This window comes from Liquorilactobacillus satsumensis (assembly GCF_964065465.1).
Lineage (GTDB): Bacteria > Bacillota > Bacilli > Lactobacillales > Lactobacillaceae > Liquorilactobacillus > Liquorilactobacillus satsumensis.
This window is the reverse complement of sequence record NZ_OZ061606.1, coordinates 2509453-2527989: the sequence shown is the minus strand read 5'-3', so window position 1 is coordinate 2527989 and position 18537 is coordinate 2509453. Positions and strand designations below refer to the sequence as shown.

Genomic DNA, 18537 nt, shown 5'->3' with positions numbered 1-18537 from the left:
AATGTCCTCCTTAACGACTAACTCTACCTACCATTTTAGCCGAATTTTATTAAAAATTCCAGTTAAATTACTAATTTTACGCTTTTTCAAGCTTATTTTCTACAATTCTCATTATTTTCGTGACAACTTCATCAATACTTAAACTCGTTGTATCAACTTTAATCGCATCTTCCGCTTTTACCAAAGGAGAAACCGTTCTCGTTGAATCCTTCCGATCTCTTTCTTCAATTTCAAATTCAAGCTTGGTAAGACTTGTTGGAATATTTTTTGCTTGATTCTCACGAAAACGACGCAAAGCTCGCTCTTTGACACTCGCAACTAAGAAGATTTTAACTTCTGCATCTGGGAGAACGGTGGTTCCAATATCTCGACCATCCATCACAATCCCACCGCCGGCAGCAATTTCTTGCTGTCTTTGTGTGAGTACTTTACGCACACTGACCTGTGCAGCCACCGTCGAAACATTGTTCGTGACGGTTGGCATTCGAATTTCTTTAGTAACTTCATTATTATTTACAAAAACGCGTTGTCCTTCTTTAGCTGGCACAAATTTTATTTCGAGCTGTGCCAGCATCTTTGCCAATGCCAGGTCATCATCCAAAGCGACCTTTTTTTGCAGTGCCCACCACGTAACGGCCCGATACATGGCACCTGTATCACAGTATATGTAACCCAATCTATGAGCAGCCAGTTTGGCAACTGTACTTTTTCCAGCTGAAGCTGGTCCATCAATTGCAATTCGTAATTGTTTTCCCATGGTACATAACCTCTCTGAAGTGACTGCAGATAATTCTGCTTGCAGCCCCATTACTTGATCTTTCAATTTTGGAACTTGTACAACCTGCTTACACGCTAACACCCTTATTTTACGCGAACTTTTTGCCCTGGTGACAAGGTGGAACTGCTACTAAGCGTAGGATTAAGTTCCAACAATTGTGCAACTGTTAAACCATTATTAACCGCCACACGATAGATTCCTTGTCCCTGCCCAACTTCTACATAACTTGACTGCGTTGCATCCGAACTGGATGAAGAACTTGTCGTAGTTGCTGAGCTGCTTGATGTTTCTTGCGTAGTTGAGCTGCTGGCAGTCGCTGCAGCTGTCGAACTGCTTGAGGCCGTAGCTACGCTTTGTTCACTTTCTGTTGAAGTTGAACTCTGTGTTGATTCTTTTTTACTGGAAGTAGTACTCGCCTTTTTCGAAGTCTCCTTTTTGGAGGAGCTTTTCTTCGAAGAACTGCTGTCAACCAGCCCTACATCATTATTACTCCCACTTTCTTGCTTAGCGGAAGTCTGCTGTGAAATAAAATATAATGCAACTGTACCTAAAATGATTGCAATAAAAATAACAAGTAACGAGGTGGTTAGCACGCTCGTAGTTTTATCCTTTTTGCGTGTAGCACTGCGTGAATAATTTCCACTGTCATCCCGTTCGTCTTCAAATGTCTTATCCCAAGGTTTTTGTTTTTGCTCAGAATCTTGGTCCCTTAATTTGCGGCTCATAAGCAATTCCTCCTCAAACGATCATCTTTATTTTACCATAAGAAGATGCTGTGCAACATACTTGTTTGCTTTAGTAGCACCGATCTTCGTCTTAATTAAACTTATTAGTTACATTTTAAACAGTGCCGCAATAATTTCACGATAATCATGCGGTACACTTGCAGCAGTCTGATCTCTTTTAGAAGCTAAAAACCTTTTTAAAACAAGGGGTTGGCCGGCCGGTTGACAACAAGTAACTGTATGCTGCACGACACGTTTTTCACCAAAATATGCACATAAAAAGTTTCTTCTGCACTCCGTTGATTTAAGATAGTTAATCAGTGCTTGCAGCTTCTCCTCTTTTCTTAAGCGGCGGCGCTTGAAAATCAAGCGGATTTTTTCGGGGGTCATGGCGCGTTGTGTGTAATACTCCAGTAGTAATTCTTTCTCACTAGCCGCACTGTGTTTATGATCCAGCCCTTTATGTCTAAAATAATACTCTATTTCAAGGTCATCTGGCAAAGTATTGCTACTCAATTGCCGCTGCAATTTAATATCTGCCGGATCAAAGAGTAACAAAGCTAAACTGAGCTGTTGATCCCTTCCGGCACGTCCGACTTCTTGGGAATAGCTTTCTAGGTCCGCGGGAAGATGATAATGCAAAATACAACGAATATTTTTTTTGTTGATTCCCATCCCAAAAGCACTTGTGGCACAAATTACATCCAACTGATCCTGCATAAACTGTTGTTGGATAGAATAACGATCACTTTTGGCCAGCCCTGCATGGTATGCTGCTGTTCTAAGTGAAGTTTTTGCCCTGATTAGCTGACTAAGTTCATCAGCTTTCTTTTTACTTGAAAAATAAATCAGCACTGGCATCTTTAATTGCGGTAAAAGCTGCAGCAAATATTCATTTTTTTGCTGCTGCGATGTGACCTCTTTAACTGCCAAAAAAATATTTGCACGATCAACCGACCTGCGAATTATTTTAGGAACTTCATTTGTATCAAAAAGCTGCTGACAAATGTCACTTTCTACAGCAGATGTAGCCGTGGCTGTCAATGCAAGCGTTAAAGGATTACCAATTTTTTGCCGCAATTCTTTAAGATCCAGATAATCAGGTCGAAAATCTGGTCCCCACTGGGAAATACAGTGCGCCTCATCAACGACAAATAATCCTAACGAAATATGCATTAGCTGTGCAAGCACTGCTTGTTTTTGCAGCATTTCAGGAGCTAAATAAACGTAATCATATTCACCTAAATGCTGTAAGACAAATTGTTTATGCTGATAAGATAATTCAGAGGTCAATGCAATGGCTTTTTTTTCTCCTAGATACCGTAGTTGTTCGACCTGATCCTGCATTAAAGACAGGAGCGGTGAAACAATTAAAACCGGTTTTTTTAAGATTTTACCCATCAACTGATAACAAAGCGATTTCCCAGTTCCGGTCGGTAAAATTCCCAAAGTTGAGTGTCCCGCTAACAGTGCACGCATAATTTCTGCTTGTCCGTCTTTAAAAGAGTTATATCCAAAAAAATGCTGCAGTTTTTCGGTTAAGAAAGTCTCAGAGATCATGTTTGCTTCTTCCAATCTGAAAAAGTCTGAATTTGAAAAAATCAATCTTCTTTTTATGTTCTTCAATTACTTGATAATCCCACGAACTTGGGGGACCGGTGAAAATACCTGCTAAGAATTCAATCTCCGTGGCACTCAAAAGTCGCTTAAATGCAAAATTTTTCTCAAAAATTGCCGCTTCGAGCAAATGTTCATTAATCGTACTGAGTCTCAACTTTCTGGACTTGGCAATCTGTGCTGGCAAAGCCCCCTTTAGGAACTGCGCATAAGTTGCAGCAGTACTGTTAGAAAGCAAGGATTGTTTAAAAAGCGGGGCTACAAGTGCTTGAAAATAAGTGTCTTGGTGCAATAAAAACCAAGCAAAACTGACTGCATAATCACGCCAAAGATTAACAATGTCACTAATATTATAGTTGCTTTTGTCGGCAAGCTGCGCTGAAGTCGCTGCGACAACCCCATGGCCATTAAAAAATGCCATAAACAAATCAGCTTCTCGTGTTGGTTTATCTTTTAAAAAAGCTAATAACATTTTTCCCAAAGTGGCAGCCTGCAATTGCTGTTTGGAGGTCCGAAACCAGCGTTTAAAATAAGCCTGTGCACCATCAGAAGCAGCTGCAACATAGTAATGTTTGTTGGCATACGCTAATTCTGAAGTAACCTGGACTAAAAGCTGTAGCACATCCTCCCACATTTTTTCATCAAGCCGTTGAAAAAGTTGCGGTTGTTTAATCCGATAATGTAAAGCCGCATATTGCGTGCGCGCGGACAATCCTTTTGCTGTTAACAAAAGGCCATTGGGATGCTGCTCCAATTTTGCTTGCCTAAGCAATTGCTTAATTGCCTTATCAAAAAGCAGGCTCTCCATCTGTGGCTGCGTATTTAACCAGTCCAGGATTTGATACTGCATTCCCCAAAAAAGATTTGAGACTGTCCGCTTATTAGCAAGCACTTGACGCACCACTGCAGGTCGACGTGTTTGAGTTTGTGAAAAAAAATAAAGCAGTTCCTCTTGTGCAAACATAGTCCACCTCCTTGCTCTTTAACTATCACTTCTTATTCTACCGTATTATCTACGCAAATAAAGAATAAATACACTCAAATCGCAGTGCTCTCTTTGAAAAAAGCTGTACCTGTTTTAACTTCAAATTAAATCTGCCCAGTCAATCATTTTGTAGACTGCTGGTTTTATTTTCGATGTAACTAAAAAAGTTCAGCCAGCTGGGTAAACAAACCTCCCTGCTAAACTGAACCTAAACTTAAGCTATTTTATTTACATTTTGCAATCTGAGGCTCCAGTCCAAGTCCTGCATTTGTTCATGTTCTAACCTGCCGTGCAGCATTAACTAATGCATCACTACTGAACGGTCCTTGAGCCAAACACGCAGCTTGGTAAATAACAACCAAAAAGCAGTTCCAACCAGCACACCTTTGATTAAATTGAACGGCACCACACCATATAAAACCAACTGGCTAAGAGGAAGTGAGAGCTTCATCCCTAATACCGCCATATATAAAGGCGTGATTACAAAGTAATTGGCCAGCGATAGCACTACCGTGAGACTAGCAGTTCCAGCAAGGATAGAGCGTCCAATGTTGCTAGCGGTCACGGCATGACTTTTGCGTAAAATATAGAAAACTGGTAAGCAAAAGCAAAGTGAAGCAAGCAAGTTAGTCGAAACGCCAATCAAACTAGCAATAGACGGTCCAGAAATCAAGAAATACAGCAATGAACGTAAAATCGCAATCTCAATTCCGCCTAACGGACCAAACAGAAACATACCAAAAAGAATTGGCAAGTCTGAGAAATCAATCTTCATATATGGTACCAGCGGAATCACCGCAAAAGACAAAAACATTAGTAGATACGATAATCCTGCTAAAAAAGAAGCGATTACGTATCTGCGTGTAGCAGAATAAACCATCAAAAAAACCTCCTGATGTTCATCTTCAACAGTGTGCTTATTCAACAAAAAAACTCTGCTGATCAGAGACCAACAGAGTTTACCTAATTATCATTAAATAAGCCCTATCTTCTTTATCCAGACTATACTGTCGGTACTGGACTCACACCAGTTCAACTGCATTGCTGCAGGTCGCGGACTTTTACCGCCGGTCGGGATTTTCACCCTGCCCCTGAAGATAAACTAATTATTTTATTATATGTTAAAAATACCATATCCCTGAACGCATTGCAACTAGGAATTCCACGTTACTGTTTTAAGCGTTGAACTTCATCTTGGGTTAACTTACGATAACTTCCCGCGTTTAAACCGGCAAGCGTTAAAAAACCATAACTTTCACGCCGCAACTTTTGCACAGGATAACCTACCGCCTCAAGCATCTTCTTAACTTGATGGTAGCGCCCTTCATGAATTGTTAACGAAATTACTGCCGTTTTCTTCGCACGCTCAGCGGACAAGAGATGGGCCTTGGCTGGGGCCGTTTTCTTGTGATCGATTAAAACCCCTAGTCGTAATTTTTTGAAAGCTTCATTATCTGGAATTCCTTCCACCTTGGCAATATAGGTCTTATCAATTTTGTAGCGTGGATGCATCAATTTGTTAGCTAATTCGCCATCATTTGTCATCACTAACAGCCCTGAAGTATCATAATCCAAACGGCCGACTGGATAGAGGCGTTCTGGAACATCTTTAAAATAATCCACTACAACTTTTCTGCCCTTATCATCACTAGCCGCTGAGATGACCCCCCGCGGTTTATAGAAAAGATAGTAGACCTGTTTTTCACGCTCAAGTGCCTCCCCGTTGACAGTTACCAAATCTGCAGGTCCGACCTTAATACCTAGTTCGGTCACAACTGCTCCATTAACCTGCACCTTCCCAGCTAAAATCAACTTTTCAGAGGCTCGTCTGGAAGCTACCCCCGCACGTGCCATCACTTTTTGCAACCGTTCAGTTTCATTTGTCATCTTTATGTTCCTCCACTTTAGAATCATCTTCTTGCAATGTTTCATTAAAAAGTTCAAGCAGATCTTGCTGCTCGCTGCCGCCTTTTTCTTCATTCGGTTGCGGCAATGCCGGTAAATCTTTCAACGAATGCAATCCAAAATGATTGAGGAAATTTTCAGTTGTCTGATATAAAATTGGACGCCCAGGCGCCTCCAGCCGACCTGCTTCAGTGATTAATTCAAAAGCCAGTAACTTCTGTAATGAACCCGTTGAACGTACCCCTCTAATCTCTTCAATTTGCACACGCGTAACTGGTTGTTTATATGCAATAATGGCTAAAGTCTCCAAAGCAGCATGTGACAAAGAAGCAACATTGGGGGCTTCGAAATAAGCTTGCAGCAAGGAAGCAAACTCCTGCTTGGTTGCTAGTCGAAATCGTTCCTGTGTTGTAATGATTTGCAAACTGCAATCAGAATTAGCAGCGTAATTTGCAGCCAATTTTTCAATTTGCGCTGAGAGTGCCGGTTTGAGCAAACCAGTCAACTCAACCAACTGATTCAACGAAAGCCCCTCGTCTCCTGCTACAAAAAGCAAGGCTTCAATTTTTGCCTGATTACTCTGCATTTTTTGCGACACTCCTCAATTTGATTGGACCTAACACACTTTTTTGCTTAGCTTGCACAATCCCGCGTTTAATCAACTCTAGCAATGCTAAAAATGAAGTTACCACTTGATCAAGCTCAATTTCTTGCTGTTTTTCAAAAAGTGCGCTGAATTCAAGCTCTACTGTTGGACCAGTTGCAAGCAACTGCTGGAGCCGCTGCATCTCACCCTTAATCGTGTAATGCTCGCGATGCACTTTTTTATTAACAACCACTTTAATTTGCTGCCGACTCAAAAGACTAAACAACGCATGTTGTAATTTTTCAGGCGCCTGCTTTTTCTTTAAAAGCTGACTTCTGACTCCCGCAGGCACCGCCGCTTGTTCACGTGTATGCTGTCGTGCTCTTTTTTGAGCCGCAGCTTCTAAGTTGCTAGCTGCAAGCTGATAACATTGATGCAAGAGCAACTGCTGGACAAGTTCCAAACGCGGATCTTGACTTTCCTGTGTGTCCATGATCGCTGGATGCTGCGGTAGGAGCATCTTACTTTTAATATTTAATAAGGTTGCAGCCATAACTAAATACTCCCCAGCGATATCGAGCGACATTGTCTGCATCTGATGCAGCTGTTCAATATACTGAGAAGTTATTTTTGTCATTTGAATATCATAGATATCCATCTCATTTTTTTTGATCAATTGCAACAACAAGTCAAGGGGGCCTTCGAACGTATCAAGTTTAAAAGTTAGCTGTGTCTGAACATCTTCACTTGCCATTTCGTTGCTCCCACTTGGCGATTAAACCAGCAGTCTCAATACTTCCCATCATTTTAATCTTTGGATATAAAATAGCAAGGTCACTTAACATCTCAAAACTAACGCCTTCATTGCGCTCCGCCGGGGTCACCGCAATATGGCGAATCATTAAGACATTCTCAGTCGCTTCTACTCCAATGACGCCAACAAAATCACCCGTGTCATTCTTCCACAAAAAGAGACAACGATCGTCATCATCACTGTACCATTTAATCTCAGCTTTCAGGCGGGAGAACTCTTTCAGGTCAGGAATGAAAGAGAGCAACCCCATGGTGATTTTCTCATAATCATTTTTATACTTGTAAAGCATGATTGACCTCCTGTGGTCTAGATATCTAAAGTAAAATCGAATTTACTTTATCATAATTTTCTTTTTTGTTCAAATTATCTAAGCACGCGGGTGATACTTATTGTATACATCTGCAAGCCGTTTCTTAGAAAGGTGTGTATATATTTGAGTAGTTGAAATATCTGCGTGGCCCAGTAATTCCTGCACCACTCTTAGATCGGCACCATTTTCTAAAATGTGCGTTGCAAACGAATGTCTGAGCGTGTGGGGCGTAACATTTTTTTGAATTCCCGCTTTTTGAACTTCGAGCTTCAAGTTTTTCCAAATACCTTGACGTGACAGTTTACGCCCATGGTGATTTAAAAAAAGATAGTTGTTTCGCTGTTTTTTCAGTAATTGCGGCCGAACTTCATTTAGATACCGTTCCAACCAGTGAATTGCTTGATCCCCAATTGGGATTATTCTTTCTTTTTGACCTTTTCCCAAAGTTTGAATCAAACCCAAGCTGAGATGCAGATCTGCTAGTTTCAATCCAATTACTTCACTAACACGCAATCCAGTCGCATACATCAATTCAAGGATTGCCCTGTTCCTTAATCCCAGTGGTTTAGCTGTATCAGGCGAATTCAAGAGACAATCAACTTCTTTAACAGAAAGTACTTCCGGTAGATGCTCTCTTCGTTTGGGAGCATCAATCAGTTGCATTGGGTCAGCCGTGACTTTTTCTTCTTCAATTAGGTATTGGAAAAACTTACGCAAGCTAGTCACACAGCGCACAATCGAACTCGTAGCTTTTTTTTGCTCATTTTCTTGTTGCAGGAAAGAAACTACGACTTTACGATCAACATCATTGAAAGAAGTTATTTTAAAAGTTTGCAAAAAAGTCATAAACTGCAATAAGTCATTTTGATAACTGACAATTGTATTATGTGACAAGCCCCGCTCAACTTTCAGATAATGTAAATAGTCAGCAATAATTCCTTCGATAATCCCACATCCTTTGCGTTAGAAAATTCTAGCTTCAAGTCCAACCATTTTGCTGCATCCGTACAATTATTCTTTGTTCAATAAAAGCTGATCTGCAGTTTGTTTAACCAAACCGGCTTTCATCAAGTGACCGACTGCTCGTTTGAATTGTCCCTTACTGATCCCGAAAAATACCTTGATCTCCGCTGGACTACTTTTGTCAGTAAAATTCAGTGTTCCGTTTTGATGCTGCAAAAGCGCTAAAATCATCTGTGCATCATCACCAATCGCTTCGTAGGCTCGCGGACGTAAGGAAAGATTCAAAAGGCCATCAGGGCGTACACCGATTACACGTGCCTTAACCTTTTCTCCCAGCCTTGGTTCAGCATCTCTTTCACTAGGATGAATAAAGCCCAAGTGAAAATCTGAGGTCAGCACATGTGTGCCTGTCATTTTCAAGCGATATGCAATAGCACTCACGTCCTTATTTTGCATCTCTTTATCAGCTTTGACTGAAATTTCTTGAAAGACCTCCTCAGTCGCAAGTGTCCCCCATAAGCGTCCTTTGGAATCAACTCTTAAAGCAATCATCAACCAATCTCCCTTTTTAGGCCAAAGACGAGTTAACTCAGGAAGTTCATCTAGTGAAACAACAACATCTTTATTAGGAAGTCCAATATCAACAAACACGCCTAACTCATGCTTAGTTGCAACTACTTGTCCAAATCCATAGCGACCTATCCGGCTTTCAGGAAGGTTAGTTGTCATTTGTAATTCATGATCTTCGTTTTCATAAATTAAACCATTAACTTCATCAGATTTGGTTAACGGTTCTTCCACTTCAGCTTTCGCCAATCTAAGCGTCTTTCCTTGAATCTGCAAAAAATAGAAAGCTTCATTTTCGTCAACTACTTTGGCAGTCAATTCTTGCCCAATTATTTCTTTCATTTCCATCTTGATTATTATTCCTCCACTAATTAAAACTGATGTGCAGCACACTCATGATACAATATGCGATCCCAGAAGCAATTACAGGACCCGCAGCCACTCCTCTGAGAAAGACAACTCCCAGAATCGTCCCCAAGACTAGTGCGACTGTCACCTGAGGGGTATTCGCAAGCAGCGAAACTCCATTACGTGATAACACGGCTACTAAAATCCCACAAGCAACAGCAATCAACCCCATTGGAGTCTTAAACACACCTACTAAGTCAGCAAATGTAATCTGCCCCCGTGCAATTGGAATTAAAATTGCAATTGAAATGACCGTCACACCCCAATCAATTCCACGACTTTGAATCACCGGCAGCCACCTTTGGGTTAACGGAAAAACTTTAAGTGCCAAAACCACTAAAGCGGCTAACGCCAAAGACGAATTCTTCGCCACAACTGCTACCAGCAAAATAATACCTAAGAAAATCCAACTTTCCATTGTTTCACCCCGTATACTCAAATCCTTATCCATTTTAACTGAAAAAGAATGAAAATGCGAACTAATTTGTTGTGTTCTTCAGCTTGTGCTTATTTTGAAAGCTCTTAAAAACCAAAAAGTTCAAAAAAACAAAGAGACTGTGTCAAAACCTTAGTTTCAACACAGTCTCTTTTCTACTAGTAGTTATTCTTAACAGAAAATCTAAACTTTAGCTAAACATTAAAGTGCGTTTGAAGCTCCGCGATAGACGATTCCACGACGTGAATCAACTGTCACAACTTCTTCATCAGTAACTAAATCAGTTGCACCTTCAGCGCCAACAATTACAGGAATTCCCATTGAAATTCCAACAACTGCAGCATGTGATGTTAAGCCGCCATTTTCAACAATTAAAGCACTCGACTTTTCAATTGCTGGGAGGTAATCCTTATCAGTAGTCTTTGTTACCAATACGCCACCTTCAACTGCCTTTTCGTTAGCTTCAGCAGCTGACTTAGCAATTACAGCTTTACCAATTACTGTTTCATCGCCGACGCCTTGGCCTGAAACAAGCTTAGTCCCGATTAATTGGATCTTCATGACATTAGTTGTTCCCTTTTCACCAACAGGAACTCCAGCGGTAATCAAAATCAAGTCGCCTTCTTTAGCAAAGCCAGCTTCTTTTGCTTTTTCTGTAGCAAGGGTAAACATCTCATCAGTTGAAGCAGGTGCTTCAGCCATAACAGGATATACACCCCAGTTAACAGCTAAACCGCGACGTGTACGATCATCAAATGTAACCGCCAAGATGTCTGCATCTGGACGATACTTCGAGATCATACGTGCAGTGTGACCAGACTTAGTTGCTGCCACAATTGTCTTGATGCCCAAGTTATCTGCAGTTTCAGCTACAGCACGACCAATTGCTTCTGTTACATCAGTCTTGTCAAAGTCATTGATTGAAAATGTGCTGTGTTGACGCAAAGCATTTTCAGCCTTGATATCAATGCGTGCCATTGTAGCAACAGATTCAACTGGGTAATCCCCATTTGCACTTTCGCCTGAAAGCATCGTAGCATCTGTGCCGTCAAAAACAGCATTAGCAACGTCAGAAGCTTCAGCACGTGTAGGACGTGGGTTTTCTTGCATTGAATCAAGCATTTGTGTAGCTGTGATAACAGGTTTGCCTAAAGCATTGCATTTTTTGATCAAAGTCTTTTGAACCAAAGGAACATTTTCAGCTGGAATTTCAACACCCATGTCACCACGAGCAACCATCAAACCATCTGAAACTTTGATAATTTCATCAAAGTTGTCAATTCCTTCTTGAGATTCGATCTTAGGGAAGATTTGAACATGTTCCATGTTCTTTTCTTCAAGTAATTTACGAATATCTAAAACATCTTGTGGTTTACGTACAAAACTTGCTGCAATAAAGTTGATTTCGTTGTCTAATCCAAAACGAATATCGCTTGAATCTTTTTCTGTAATTCCGGGTAAGTTGATTGAAACGCCAGGTGCATTAACACCTTTACGTGAACCCAAGACACCAGCATTCAAGACTTTACATACTAACTCGTTGTTTTCACGATCGATTTTTTCAATCTGCATATCAATCAGACCATCATCAAACAGAACATGACCGCCTTCATGCACATCATCAATCAAACCTGGGTAAGTAACAGCAATTTTCTCATGTGTTCCTTCGATTGAAGCATCCATTGAAATCCGCACTTCATCACCGATTTTGTAATTAATCTTACCTTCTTTTTGGACAGTAGTACGAATTTCTGCACCCTTCGTATCAAGCATAATACCAACCATCTTGCCGGTAATTTTTTCAGCCTGATGTACTAAATTAAGGCGTCCCAAATGTTCTTCATGATCACCATGTGAAAAGTTGAAACGGAATACATTAGCTCCTGCCTCGATTAATTTTACGATTGTATCTAGATCAGAACTAGCTGGACCAAGCGTACTTACGATCTTGGTTTTCTTCATGAGTAAAATCTCTCCTTTGAATAGTTTTAAAGATGACGTTTAAGTCAATTCTTTACCATATTTAAAAGCAAATCACGCCGTCTGCTCAATGCGATCTCCTGCTAGACGGGCAAAACAAAGTTCTAGAAGCGCACCCGCTCATTTAAATCATAGAGCGAGACATCAGTTTGATGCTTATGGTTTTCCAAAGTGTCAATGATATCGGTAGCCACAAGTTGATTATCGTGAATCCCGATTGCAAGACCACCTTTACCTTCAAGCAACAAGCGAATTGCATAGTCGCCAAAGCGCGTTGCCAAGACACGATCCTTAGCAGTTGGACGACCGCCACGTTGAACATGACCCAAAGTAATCGCACGTGTTTCAAAGTTACTAAACTCATCCAATTTGTCTTTGAAGTCTGCAGCCGACATCACACCTTCTGCCAAAACAATCAGACCATGCTGCTTGCCATTCGCGTAGTTGCGATTTATCTTTTCTGCGATTTCCTTGATATCGTACTCACGTTCAGGAATCACAATTGCATCTGCATCTGCGGCGATTCCAGCCCAGAGTGCAATATCACCAGCACCACGACCCATAACTTCTACAACGAAAGTCCGCTGATGAGAAGTTGCAGTGTCATTGACACGGTCCAAAGCATCTAGCGCAACGTTAACTGCTGTATCAAAACCGATCGTGAAATCTGTTCCTGGAATATCATTATCGATTGTTCCGGGGACCCCGACTGAATTGAAACCATGTTGGGTCAGACGTTCTGCACCATGATAAGAGCCATCGCCACCGATTACTACTAATGCATCAATACCGAATTTCTTCAGTTGTGCAATTCCCTTTAACTGCGTTTGCTCCTGTGCAAATTCAGGAAAGCGCGCAGAATACAGCAATGTGCCTCCGCGATCAATGACCCCGTCCATTTCACTTGAATCAAGTTTACGAATATTTCCGGCAACAAGACCTGCAAAACCATAATTGATTCCGTATGCCTCAAGACCTGCCGAGATTGCAGAACGAGCAATGGCACGAATTGCTGCATTCATCCCAGAAGAATCTCCGCCACTTGTTAAAATACCTATGCGTTTCATTTCTTCACCTCAGTAAATGTTATGGAACAACACACTCTCCATGCCATATATTATCACTTTTAGCAGCGAATGTCTTGTAAAAATAAAAATTAAATTCACTTTCTCACAAAATGTTTTCAACGCTTTTCATTTTGAAAAACCACATTTTCTTTTCCAATCATGGCCCTTAACGCTGCACTTGTTTCTTCACTTTCAGCCAGCCAATACTGCCGATCTAAAACCCACTTTTTAGCCTGAGCTGTCTCATAAAGCACAACTGGTGTTTCACCATGATGCTGCAATAATAGCTCTAATAGCTGTTTTCTTTTTGTTTCAGGGAACTTAGGATCTAAGCGTAAATAAAATGTCCCTTTCACACGGCCTTTCAATTTTTTTGCAAGAGAAACTTGATTGGCAATTATTTGAATGCTCCGTGTTTCACTTTCTGTTTTACCAACAACTAAATAAACTTGATTAAGTGCTAATTCAGCAGCAATTTTGCGGAAAACGTTTGGAAAAATGGTAACTTCCACCGTTCCTGTCTGATCTTCACCAGTCACAAAAGCCATCTGATCACCTTTTTTCGTGCGAATAACCTTCATCTTTTTAAAGTAAAGCAGCAATTTACAGTTAGTCTGCGCTTTAAGCTGCGTCACTAAATCAATATTTTCTTGCACTGCCAACTGTTTATATTCTTCAACCGGGTGCGCAGATAAATATAATCCTAGATATTTTTTTTCATTTACAAGCCTTTCATCTAAAGAAAGTTCTTGAAAATTTTCATATTTAGGTGCTAAAGCAGCAAAAAGCACAGCATTATTCCCGCTCAAAGTCACATTGCTTAAAACTTTGGAAAGGTTCTGCAGTAACGTAGCCCGATTTTGTTGGAAACTATCACATGCTCCGGCAAGGATCAAAGCTTTTAAAGGTCCTTCCTTCAAGAATTTATTGTCCAGCCGCTGCAAGAAATCTTGAAAACTATGAAATCTCCCTTGCTGTCTGCGCGCATCCAGAATATGTTTAATAAAATCGCGGCGTAAGGTCTTTATATTTCCCAAACCAAATACGAGTTCTTTTCCTTTTAGTGAAAAATAGTAATTACTCTCATTCAGATCAGGACCATGAACTGGAATATGCTGCTGCCGGGCCTCTATCAGATAATTACTTGTTTTAAGACTATCACCCACAACTGTATTTAATAACGCCGCAAAAAAAGCGGCCGGAAAATGACATTTTAAATAAGCAAGCTGAAAAGCCATTTTAGAATACGCAACTGCATGTGAACGGTTAAAACCATAGTTAGCGAATTTTTCAATATAGTCATACACTTGAGCGGCCGTCTTCAGCGTGTAGCCTTTCTGCAGTGCCCCACTAATAAACCTTTTTTTCATCTGTAAAATGACGTCACCTTTTTTTTTGCTCATTGCTCTGCGCAACAGATCCGCTTGTCCAAGTGAAAAACCGCCCATGACCGAAGCCACTTGCATAACTTGTTCTTGGTAAACCAAAACACCATAAGTATTTTGCAGAATAGCTTTTAAGGATTCAGCTGGATAAATAACAGGCTCCTGACCATGTTTGCGTGCAATAAAATGATCAATGTTTTGCATTGGACCAGGCCGAAAGAGCGCATTAACAGCTGCAATATCTTCAAAAGACGTGGGATGCAACCGACGTAACACATTTCTAATTCCAGCAGATTCAAACTGAAAAACACCGGTGGTATCACCGCGTTGAAAAAGCGCTAAAGTTGCAGCATCAGCTAAAGGCAACTGCCGAATGCTGATTGCTTGCCCATATCCCTTTTTAATGAAAGACAGGGTTTGTGCCAGAATACTGAGATTGCGTAACCCCAAAAAGTCAATTTTTAAGAGCCCTATGCGCTCCACATCGTCCTTAGCAAACTGAGTTAACAGCACACCATCATTTCCGGGTTGCAGCGGGACAATTTCTGTTAAATCAGTATCGCAAAGCACTATTCCGGCTGCATGAATTGAAAAATGCCGTGGAAGTCCCTCTAATTTATAAGCTGTTTTAAAAAGCAGCAGATTTCTTTCACTTTGTTTAACATAGGTGCGCAATCGTTCCGATGAACTGTACGCCTGCCGTAAAGAAATTCCAGGTTCACGTGGAATCAGCCTACTCCATTCATTCATCTCAAATTGATTTAATCCCAGTACACGACCAACATCACGCAGAACCTGTTTGGCTCCTAATGTGCCAAAAGTAATTATCTGTGCCATATGGTGTGCTCCATATTTTTCATGCACGTATGCAATCACTTCCTGACGCCGATTATCAGGGATATCGAGATCAATATCCGGCATTTGTGCGCGTTCTTCATTTAAAAAACGTTCAAACAGTAAATGATACTGCAAAGGGTCAACATCTGTAATTGCAAGCGTATAGGAAACAAGCGAACCAGCGGCAGATCCACGTCCGGGTCCAATAATAATCTGATTACGGTGTGCAAAATTAGTGACATCCCAAACAATTAGAAAGTAATCTGCAAAACCCATTCTCTGAATAATTTGCAGTTCATGCTCTAAACGTGCGCGATAAAGCTGGGCTTGCACCGGTTCTTTTTTAACTGCAAGCCTTTTTTTCAAACCTGCAAGACACAATTGGCGCAAATATTCTGAAGCAGTAATGTGAACTGGAAGTTTAAAATGGGGCAGCCTAATCTTAGGAAATTCTAGCTTTAATTTAACTTGGTCTACAAGCTTGGTAGCATTTTCAAACACTTGTGTGCGCTCTTGTTTCTGATAAGTTAACCATAATTGCTCGCTTGGAAGCAGCCAACGTTTTCCCACAGCATTATTTGCAGACTGCAATTGTTCTCGTTCGAGTTGCGTTCCTGCTTTAATAGCTGTCAGTGTCTTAAGTTCAAACAAATCTTCTTTATCAAGATATCTGACCTGATCAAGGGCAACAGCAGTGACTTTTGCTTTATTTGCACATTGCAAAATACTTTCGAAAAGGACAGTTGACATTTGAGCATTAACGCCGATTGCAAGCTTTCCCTGTTTGCTTACTACCGTTTTCATTTCGGTTATAAATTTATGTGCGTCCTGTTGTGCTCCATCCGAAACAAGTCGCACTAATTTGCTTTGAAAAACAGGGGTAATTACGAGCAGCCCTGCAAATGAAATTGCGGCGTCGCTCAAATCAACCGTTGTTATTTTTTGTGCGAGCAACTCCTGTTTTCTTGTCGAAATTTTCATTAAATTATGATAGCCGGTTTCGTTTTCGGCTAAAAGAACCAGTGACTCATGGGGAGCCGTTTCTAGCGTTAATCCAAGAATTGGCTTGATTTTAGCAGCTTGACATTCACGATAAAAGGTCAGTGCGCCATACATGACATTAATATCTGTTAAAGCCAGTGCATCGTATCCTCTTTCTTTTGCTTTTTGAACTAAATCAGTGATTCTGATAGTTCCTTGCAAAAGGCTGTAGCTGCTGATCACTTGTAAAAAGCTCGCCAAACTCCCCACCTCCTCTATCTTTGTTATTATTATAGCAACTCTGATCAGAAAAAACATCTTTCCAATTTTCATGAAACTAATGCCAAATTAAGAAACTTGTGCTACACTACTGTTGTATTGTGAGGTGTAATTATTATGGCTAAACAATTAACGATCTTAGTTTGGGGCTTTATCTATGGAGAAGTCATTGGTTATATTAGTGCAGCCCTTTCTGGCGGAACTTTTTCTCCTTTATACAGCGGTGTTTTTTCAATGATTGTTGGTTTCGTACTTGTCAATGCCCTTGATCATTTTATTAAAGCACCTGCCAAAAAAGATCATGAGTAGTAAGTAACGCTGCTTGTTACCACTAGTAACCATGAGCCGCGTAGGGGAATTGAGACGTACTGGTGCAGAACGTCTCAATTCCCTATTTTTGTAAAAATCCATGTCTTAAAGAACAGTACATTAAAACAACGCATACACCATTCTTAAAAATGAGGTGAACACTTTGCTCTCTTGGATCGCTTTGCAACATTCCATTATCAGCGTAAAAGCACTCTAGTGAATCAGCTAAAATAAATCGAAATGCACACTTGCTAACTATAAAAACCAAGTTTGTGCTTTTCCTCACTGGAGTGTCTAACATTATGAAAATTGAATATCAAAATAATATTTCCAAAAGCTACGGCTACTCGTTTTTCAGCTTTTTTGGAATTACAAGTTTATGGGTTCTCTACCTTCAAATGAAAGGGTTGAGCTTAGTTGAAGTTGGTGTGTGCGAAAGTATCTTCCACGTTGCCAGTTTTGTCTTTGAAGTTCCAAGCGGTCTTTTGGCAGATCGCTTTTCCTACCGTTTTGTTTTAATTTGCGGCAGAGTCGCAGCAATTGTTTCAGCACTGCTGATGTTATTTGGGAATTGCTTTTTACTCTTTGCACTAGGCTTTATTTTCAGTGCACTCTCGTATAATTTGCAATCTGGAACAATTGAAGCACTTATTTATGATTCATTGACTTCAATTGCACAAACCGACCGCTATCCCAGTATAATCAGCAAAATCACTATCACGAGTGAATTTGCTGATACGGCAGGTGTGGTACTTGCTGGCTTTCTTGTTCACTGGCATTTTGGCTTAACATATGTGTTAGCAGCTATCTTTGGCTTTTTTGGCATGCTAACAGTAATCTTCTTAAAAGAACCGCCAAGTACTCACCCAAACGAGCAAGCTGTTCCAAGACCCACAGCGGCTGCAATCCTGAAAGCCGCGGCAGATACACTAAAGAAAAGTTCTCTTTTACGTAACTTGATGCTTTTTCACGCGCTCTTTAGCACGATCTGCACCCTTTATTATTTTTATTTCCAATCATTGATGGAAAAATATCATTTTCCTGGGGGGTTAATCTCAGCCTTAATGATTATCGCGGCCGTGATTAACATTTGTGGGCTGCGCTACACCCCTTTACTGCAACAACGGCTCTCAAAGAGAACTCTAATTTTTTTATTAACTAGCAGCCTTCTTTTTTTACTGCTTTTAACTTGGGTTAATCAATTACCACTGCTCTGTATCCTATTTTTATTTTCTCAATTACTGTCCTCAGTCATCGAACCCATTTTCAGCAGCTATTACAATACTCTAATCTCTTCGGCCCAAAGAGCAACTTTACTAAGTGTTGCAAGTGCGCTCTTTTCGTTGATAATGAGTGCCATTTTCCCATTGGCAGGCTGGCTACTTCAAAATAGCAGTTTCTCATTCACATTTGGGAGTTGCGGTGTCATTTTCTTGCTGATTCTCAGCCTAGTTAGCCTTAAACGTTGCATTCTTAAATAAAAAATTCTGACTAAAATTAAAGAGAGTGTGACATAAGTCGGGAAAATTTGAGTACTAACTCGAAATTACGAACATAGCGAGTACTTTGCTATGAGTAATTCGAAGTTAGACGGAAAATTTTGAC

Annotated in this window: 17 protein-coding genes and 1 riboswitch; of the genes, 2 read left to right on the top strand and 15 right to left on the bottom strand. The window is 40.5% G+C overall.

The window, feature by feature from the left end; translation table 11 throughout:
* Nucleotides 1-76: 76 nt before the first annotated feature.
* The 15 genes from cmk to dnaE all read right to left on the bottom strand — a co-directional run bounded on the left by cmk (nt 77) and on the right by dnaE (nt 16605).
* A complete protein-coding gene (gene cmk, locus AB3Y88_RS11865; protein WP_054756532.1) occupies nt 77-757 on the bottom strand; it encodes a (d)CMP kinase in 681 nt (226 codons plus the stop codon).
* Nucleotides 758-861: 104 nt separating this feature from the next.
* On the bottom strand, nt 862-1503 hold the full coding sequence (locus AB3Y88_RS11860) for a LysM peptidoglycan-binding domain-containing protein (RefSeq protein WP_054756530.1): 642 nt from the start codon (nt 1501-1503) through the stop codon (nt 862-864).
* 108 nt (nt 1504-1611) lie between these two features.
* Nucleotides 1612-3063 (bottom strand): ATP-dependent DNA helicase RecQ, encoded by a 1452-nt coding sequence (locus tag AB3Y88_RS11855; RefSeq protein WP_228887906.1) that lies wholly within the window; start codon nt 3061-3063, stop codon nt 1612-1614.
* A complete protein-coding gene (locus tag AB3Y88_RS11850) occupies nt 3053-4084 on the bottom strand; it encodes a helix-turn-helix domain-containing protein (RefSeq protein ID WP_228887905.1) in 1032 nt (343 codons plus the stop codon). The genes AB3Y88_RS11855 and AB3Y88_RS11850 overlap by 11 nt, the downstream gene beginning before the upstream one ends.
* 322 nt (nt 4085-4406) lie before the next feature.
* Nucleotides 4407-4985, bottom strand: a complete 579-nt coding sequence (locus AB3Y88_RS11845; RefSeq protein WP_054756524.1) for an ECF transporter S component — start codon at nt 4983-4985, stop codon at nt 4407-4409.
* 102 nt (nt 4986-5087) lie between these two features.
* A riboswitch (FMN riboswitch) is annotated at nt 5088-5208 on the bottom strand.
* Nucleotides 5209-5272: 64 nt separating this feature from the next.
* Nucleotides 5273-5992 (bottom strand): pseudouridine synthase, encoded by a 720-nt coding sequence (locus AB3Y88_RS11840; RefSeq protein ID WP_056960311.1) that lies wholly within the window; start codon nt 5990-5992, stop codon nt 5273-5275.
* Nucleotides 5982-6596, bottom strand: coding sequence for an SMC-Scp complex subunit ScpB (gene scpB, locus AB3Y88_RS11835; protein ID WP_056960309.1), 615 nt, complete (start codon nt 6594-6596; stop codon nt 5982-5984). The genes AB3Y88_RS11840 and scpB overlap by 11 nt, the downstream gene beginning before the upstream one ends.
* Complete coding sequence (locus AB3Y88_RS11830) at nt 6586-7350, bottom strand: ScpA family protein (protein WP_056960307.1); 765 nt, start codon at nt 7348-7350, stop codon at nt 6586-6588. Before AB3Y88_RS11830 ends, scpB begins: the two co-directional genes overlap by 11 nt.
* Nucleotides 7340-7699, bottom strand: a complete 360-nt coding sequence (locus AB3Y88_RS11825) for a GNAT family N-acetyltransferase (RefSeq protein ID WP_056960305.1) — start codon at nt 7697-7699, stop codon at nt 7340-7342. The genes AB3Y88_RS11830 and AB3Y88_RS11825 overlap by 11 nt, the downstream gene beginning before the upstream one ends.
* A 78-nt stretch (nt 7700-7777) precedes the next feature.
* Complete coding sequence (xerD, locus tag AB3Y88_RS11820; protein ID WP_228887928.1) at nt 7778-8665, bottom strand: site-specific tyrosine recombinase XerD; 888 nt, start codon at nt 8663-8665, stop codon at nt 7778-7780.
* 66 nt (nt 8666-8731) lie between these two features.
* The gene (locus AB3Y88_RS11815) at nt 8732-9598 is read right to left on the bottom strand and encodes a S1-like domain-containing RNA-binding protein (protein WP_315972236.1); all 867 of its coding nucleotides are present in this window, start codon (nt 9596-9598) and stop codon (nt 8732-8734) included.
* 19 nt (nt 9599-9617) lie between these two features.
* Complete coding sequence (locus AB3Y88_RS11810) at nt 9618-10076, bottom strand: DUF441 domain-containing protein (RefSeq protein ID WP_056960298.1); 459 nt, start codon at nt 10074-10076, stop codon at nt 9618-9620.
* A gap of 219 nt (nt 10077-10295) precedes the next feature.
* Nucleotides 10296-12056 carry a pyruvate kinase gene (gene pyk / locus AB3Y88_RS11805; RefSeq protein WP_056960297.1) on the bottom strand — a complete coding sequence of 587 codons (1761 nt, stop codon included), beginning with the start codon at nt 12054-12056 and terminating at the stop codon, nt 10296-10298.
* A 122-nt stretch (nt 12057-12178) separates the two neighbouring features.
* Nucleotides 12179-13141 carry a 6-phosphofructokinase gene (gene pfkA, locus AB3Y88_RS11800; protein WP_056960295.1) on the bottom strand — a complete coding sequence of 321 codons (963 nt, stop codon included), beginning with the start codon at nt 13139-13141 and terminating at the stop codon, nt 12179-12181.
* Nucleotides 13142-13257: 116 nt separating this feature from the next.
* Nucleotides 13258-16605: a DNA polymerase III subunit alpha gene (dnaE, locus tag AB3Y88_RS11795; protein WP_228887904.1), complete on the bottom strand. Its 3348-nt coding sequence runs from the start codon at nt 16603-16605 to the stop codon at nt 13258-13260.
* Nucleotides 16606-16740: 135 nt separating this feature from the next.
* Here dnaE and AB3Y88_RS11790 point away from each other — a divergent pair, with 135 nt between their 5' ends.
* Both AB3Y88_RS11790 and AB3Y88_RS11785 read left to right on the top strand, forming a co-directional pair.
* A complete protein-coding gene (locus AB3Y88_RS11790) occupies nt 16741-16932 on the top strand; it encodes a YjzD family protein (protein ID WP_054756519.1) in 192 nt (63 codons plus the stop codon).
* Nucleotides 16933-17234: 302 nt separating this feature from the next.
* Nucleotides 17235-18413 (top strand): MFS transporter, encoded by a 1179-nt coding sequence (locus tag AB3Y88_RS11785; RefSeq protein WP_228887903.1) that lies wholly within the window; start codon nt 17235-17237, stop codon nt 18411-18413.
* Nucleotides 18414-18537 lie beyond the last annotated feature (124 nt).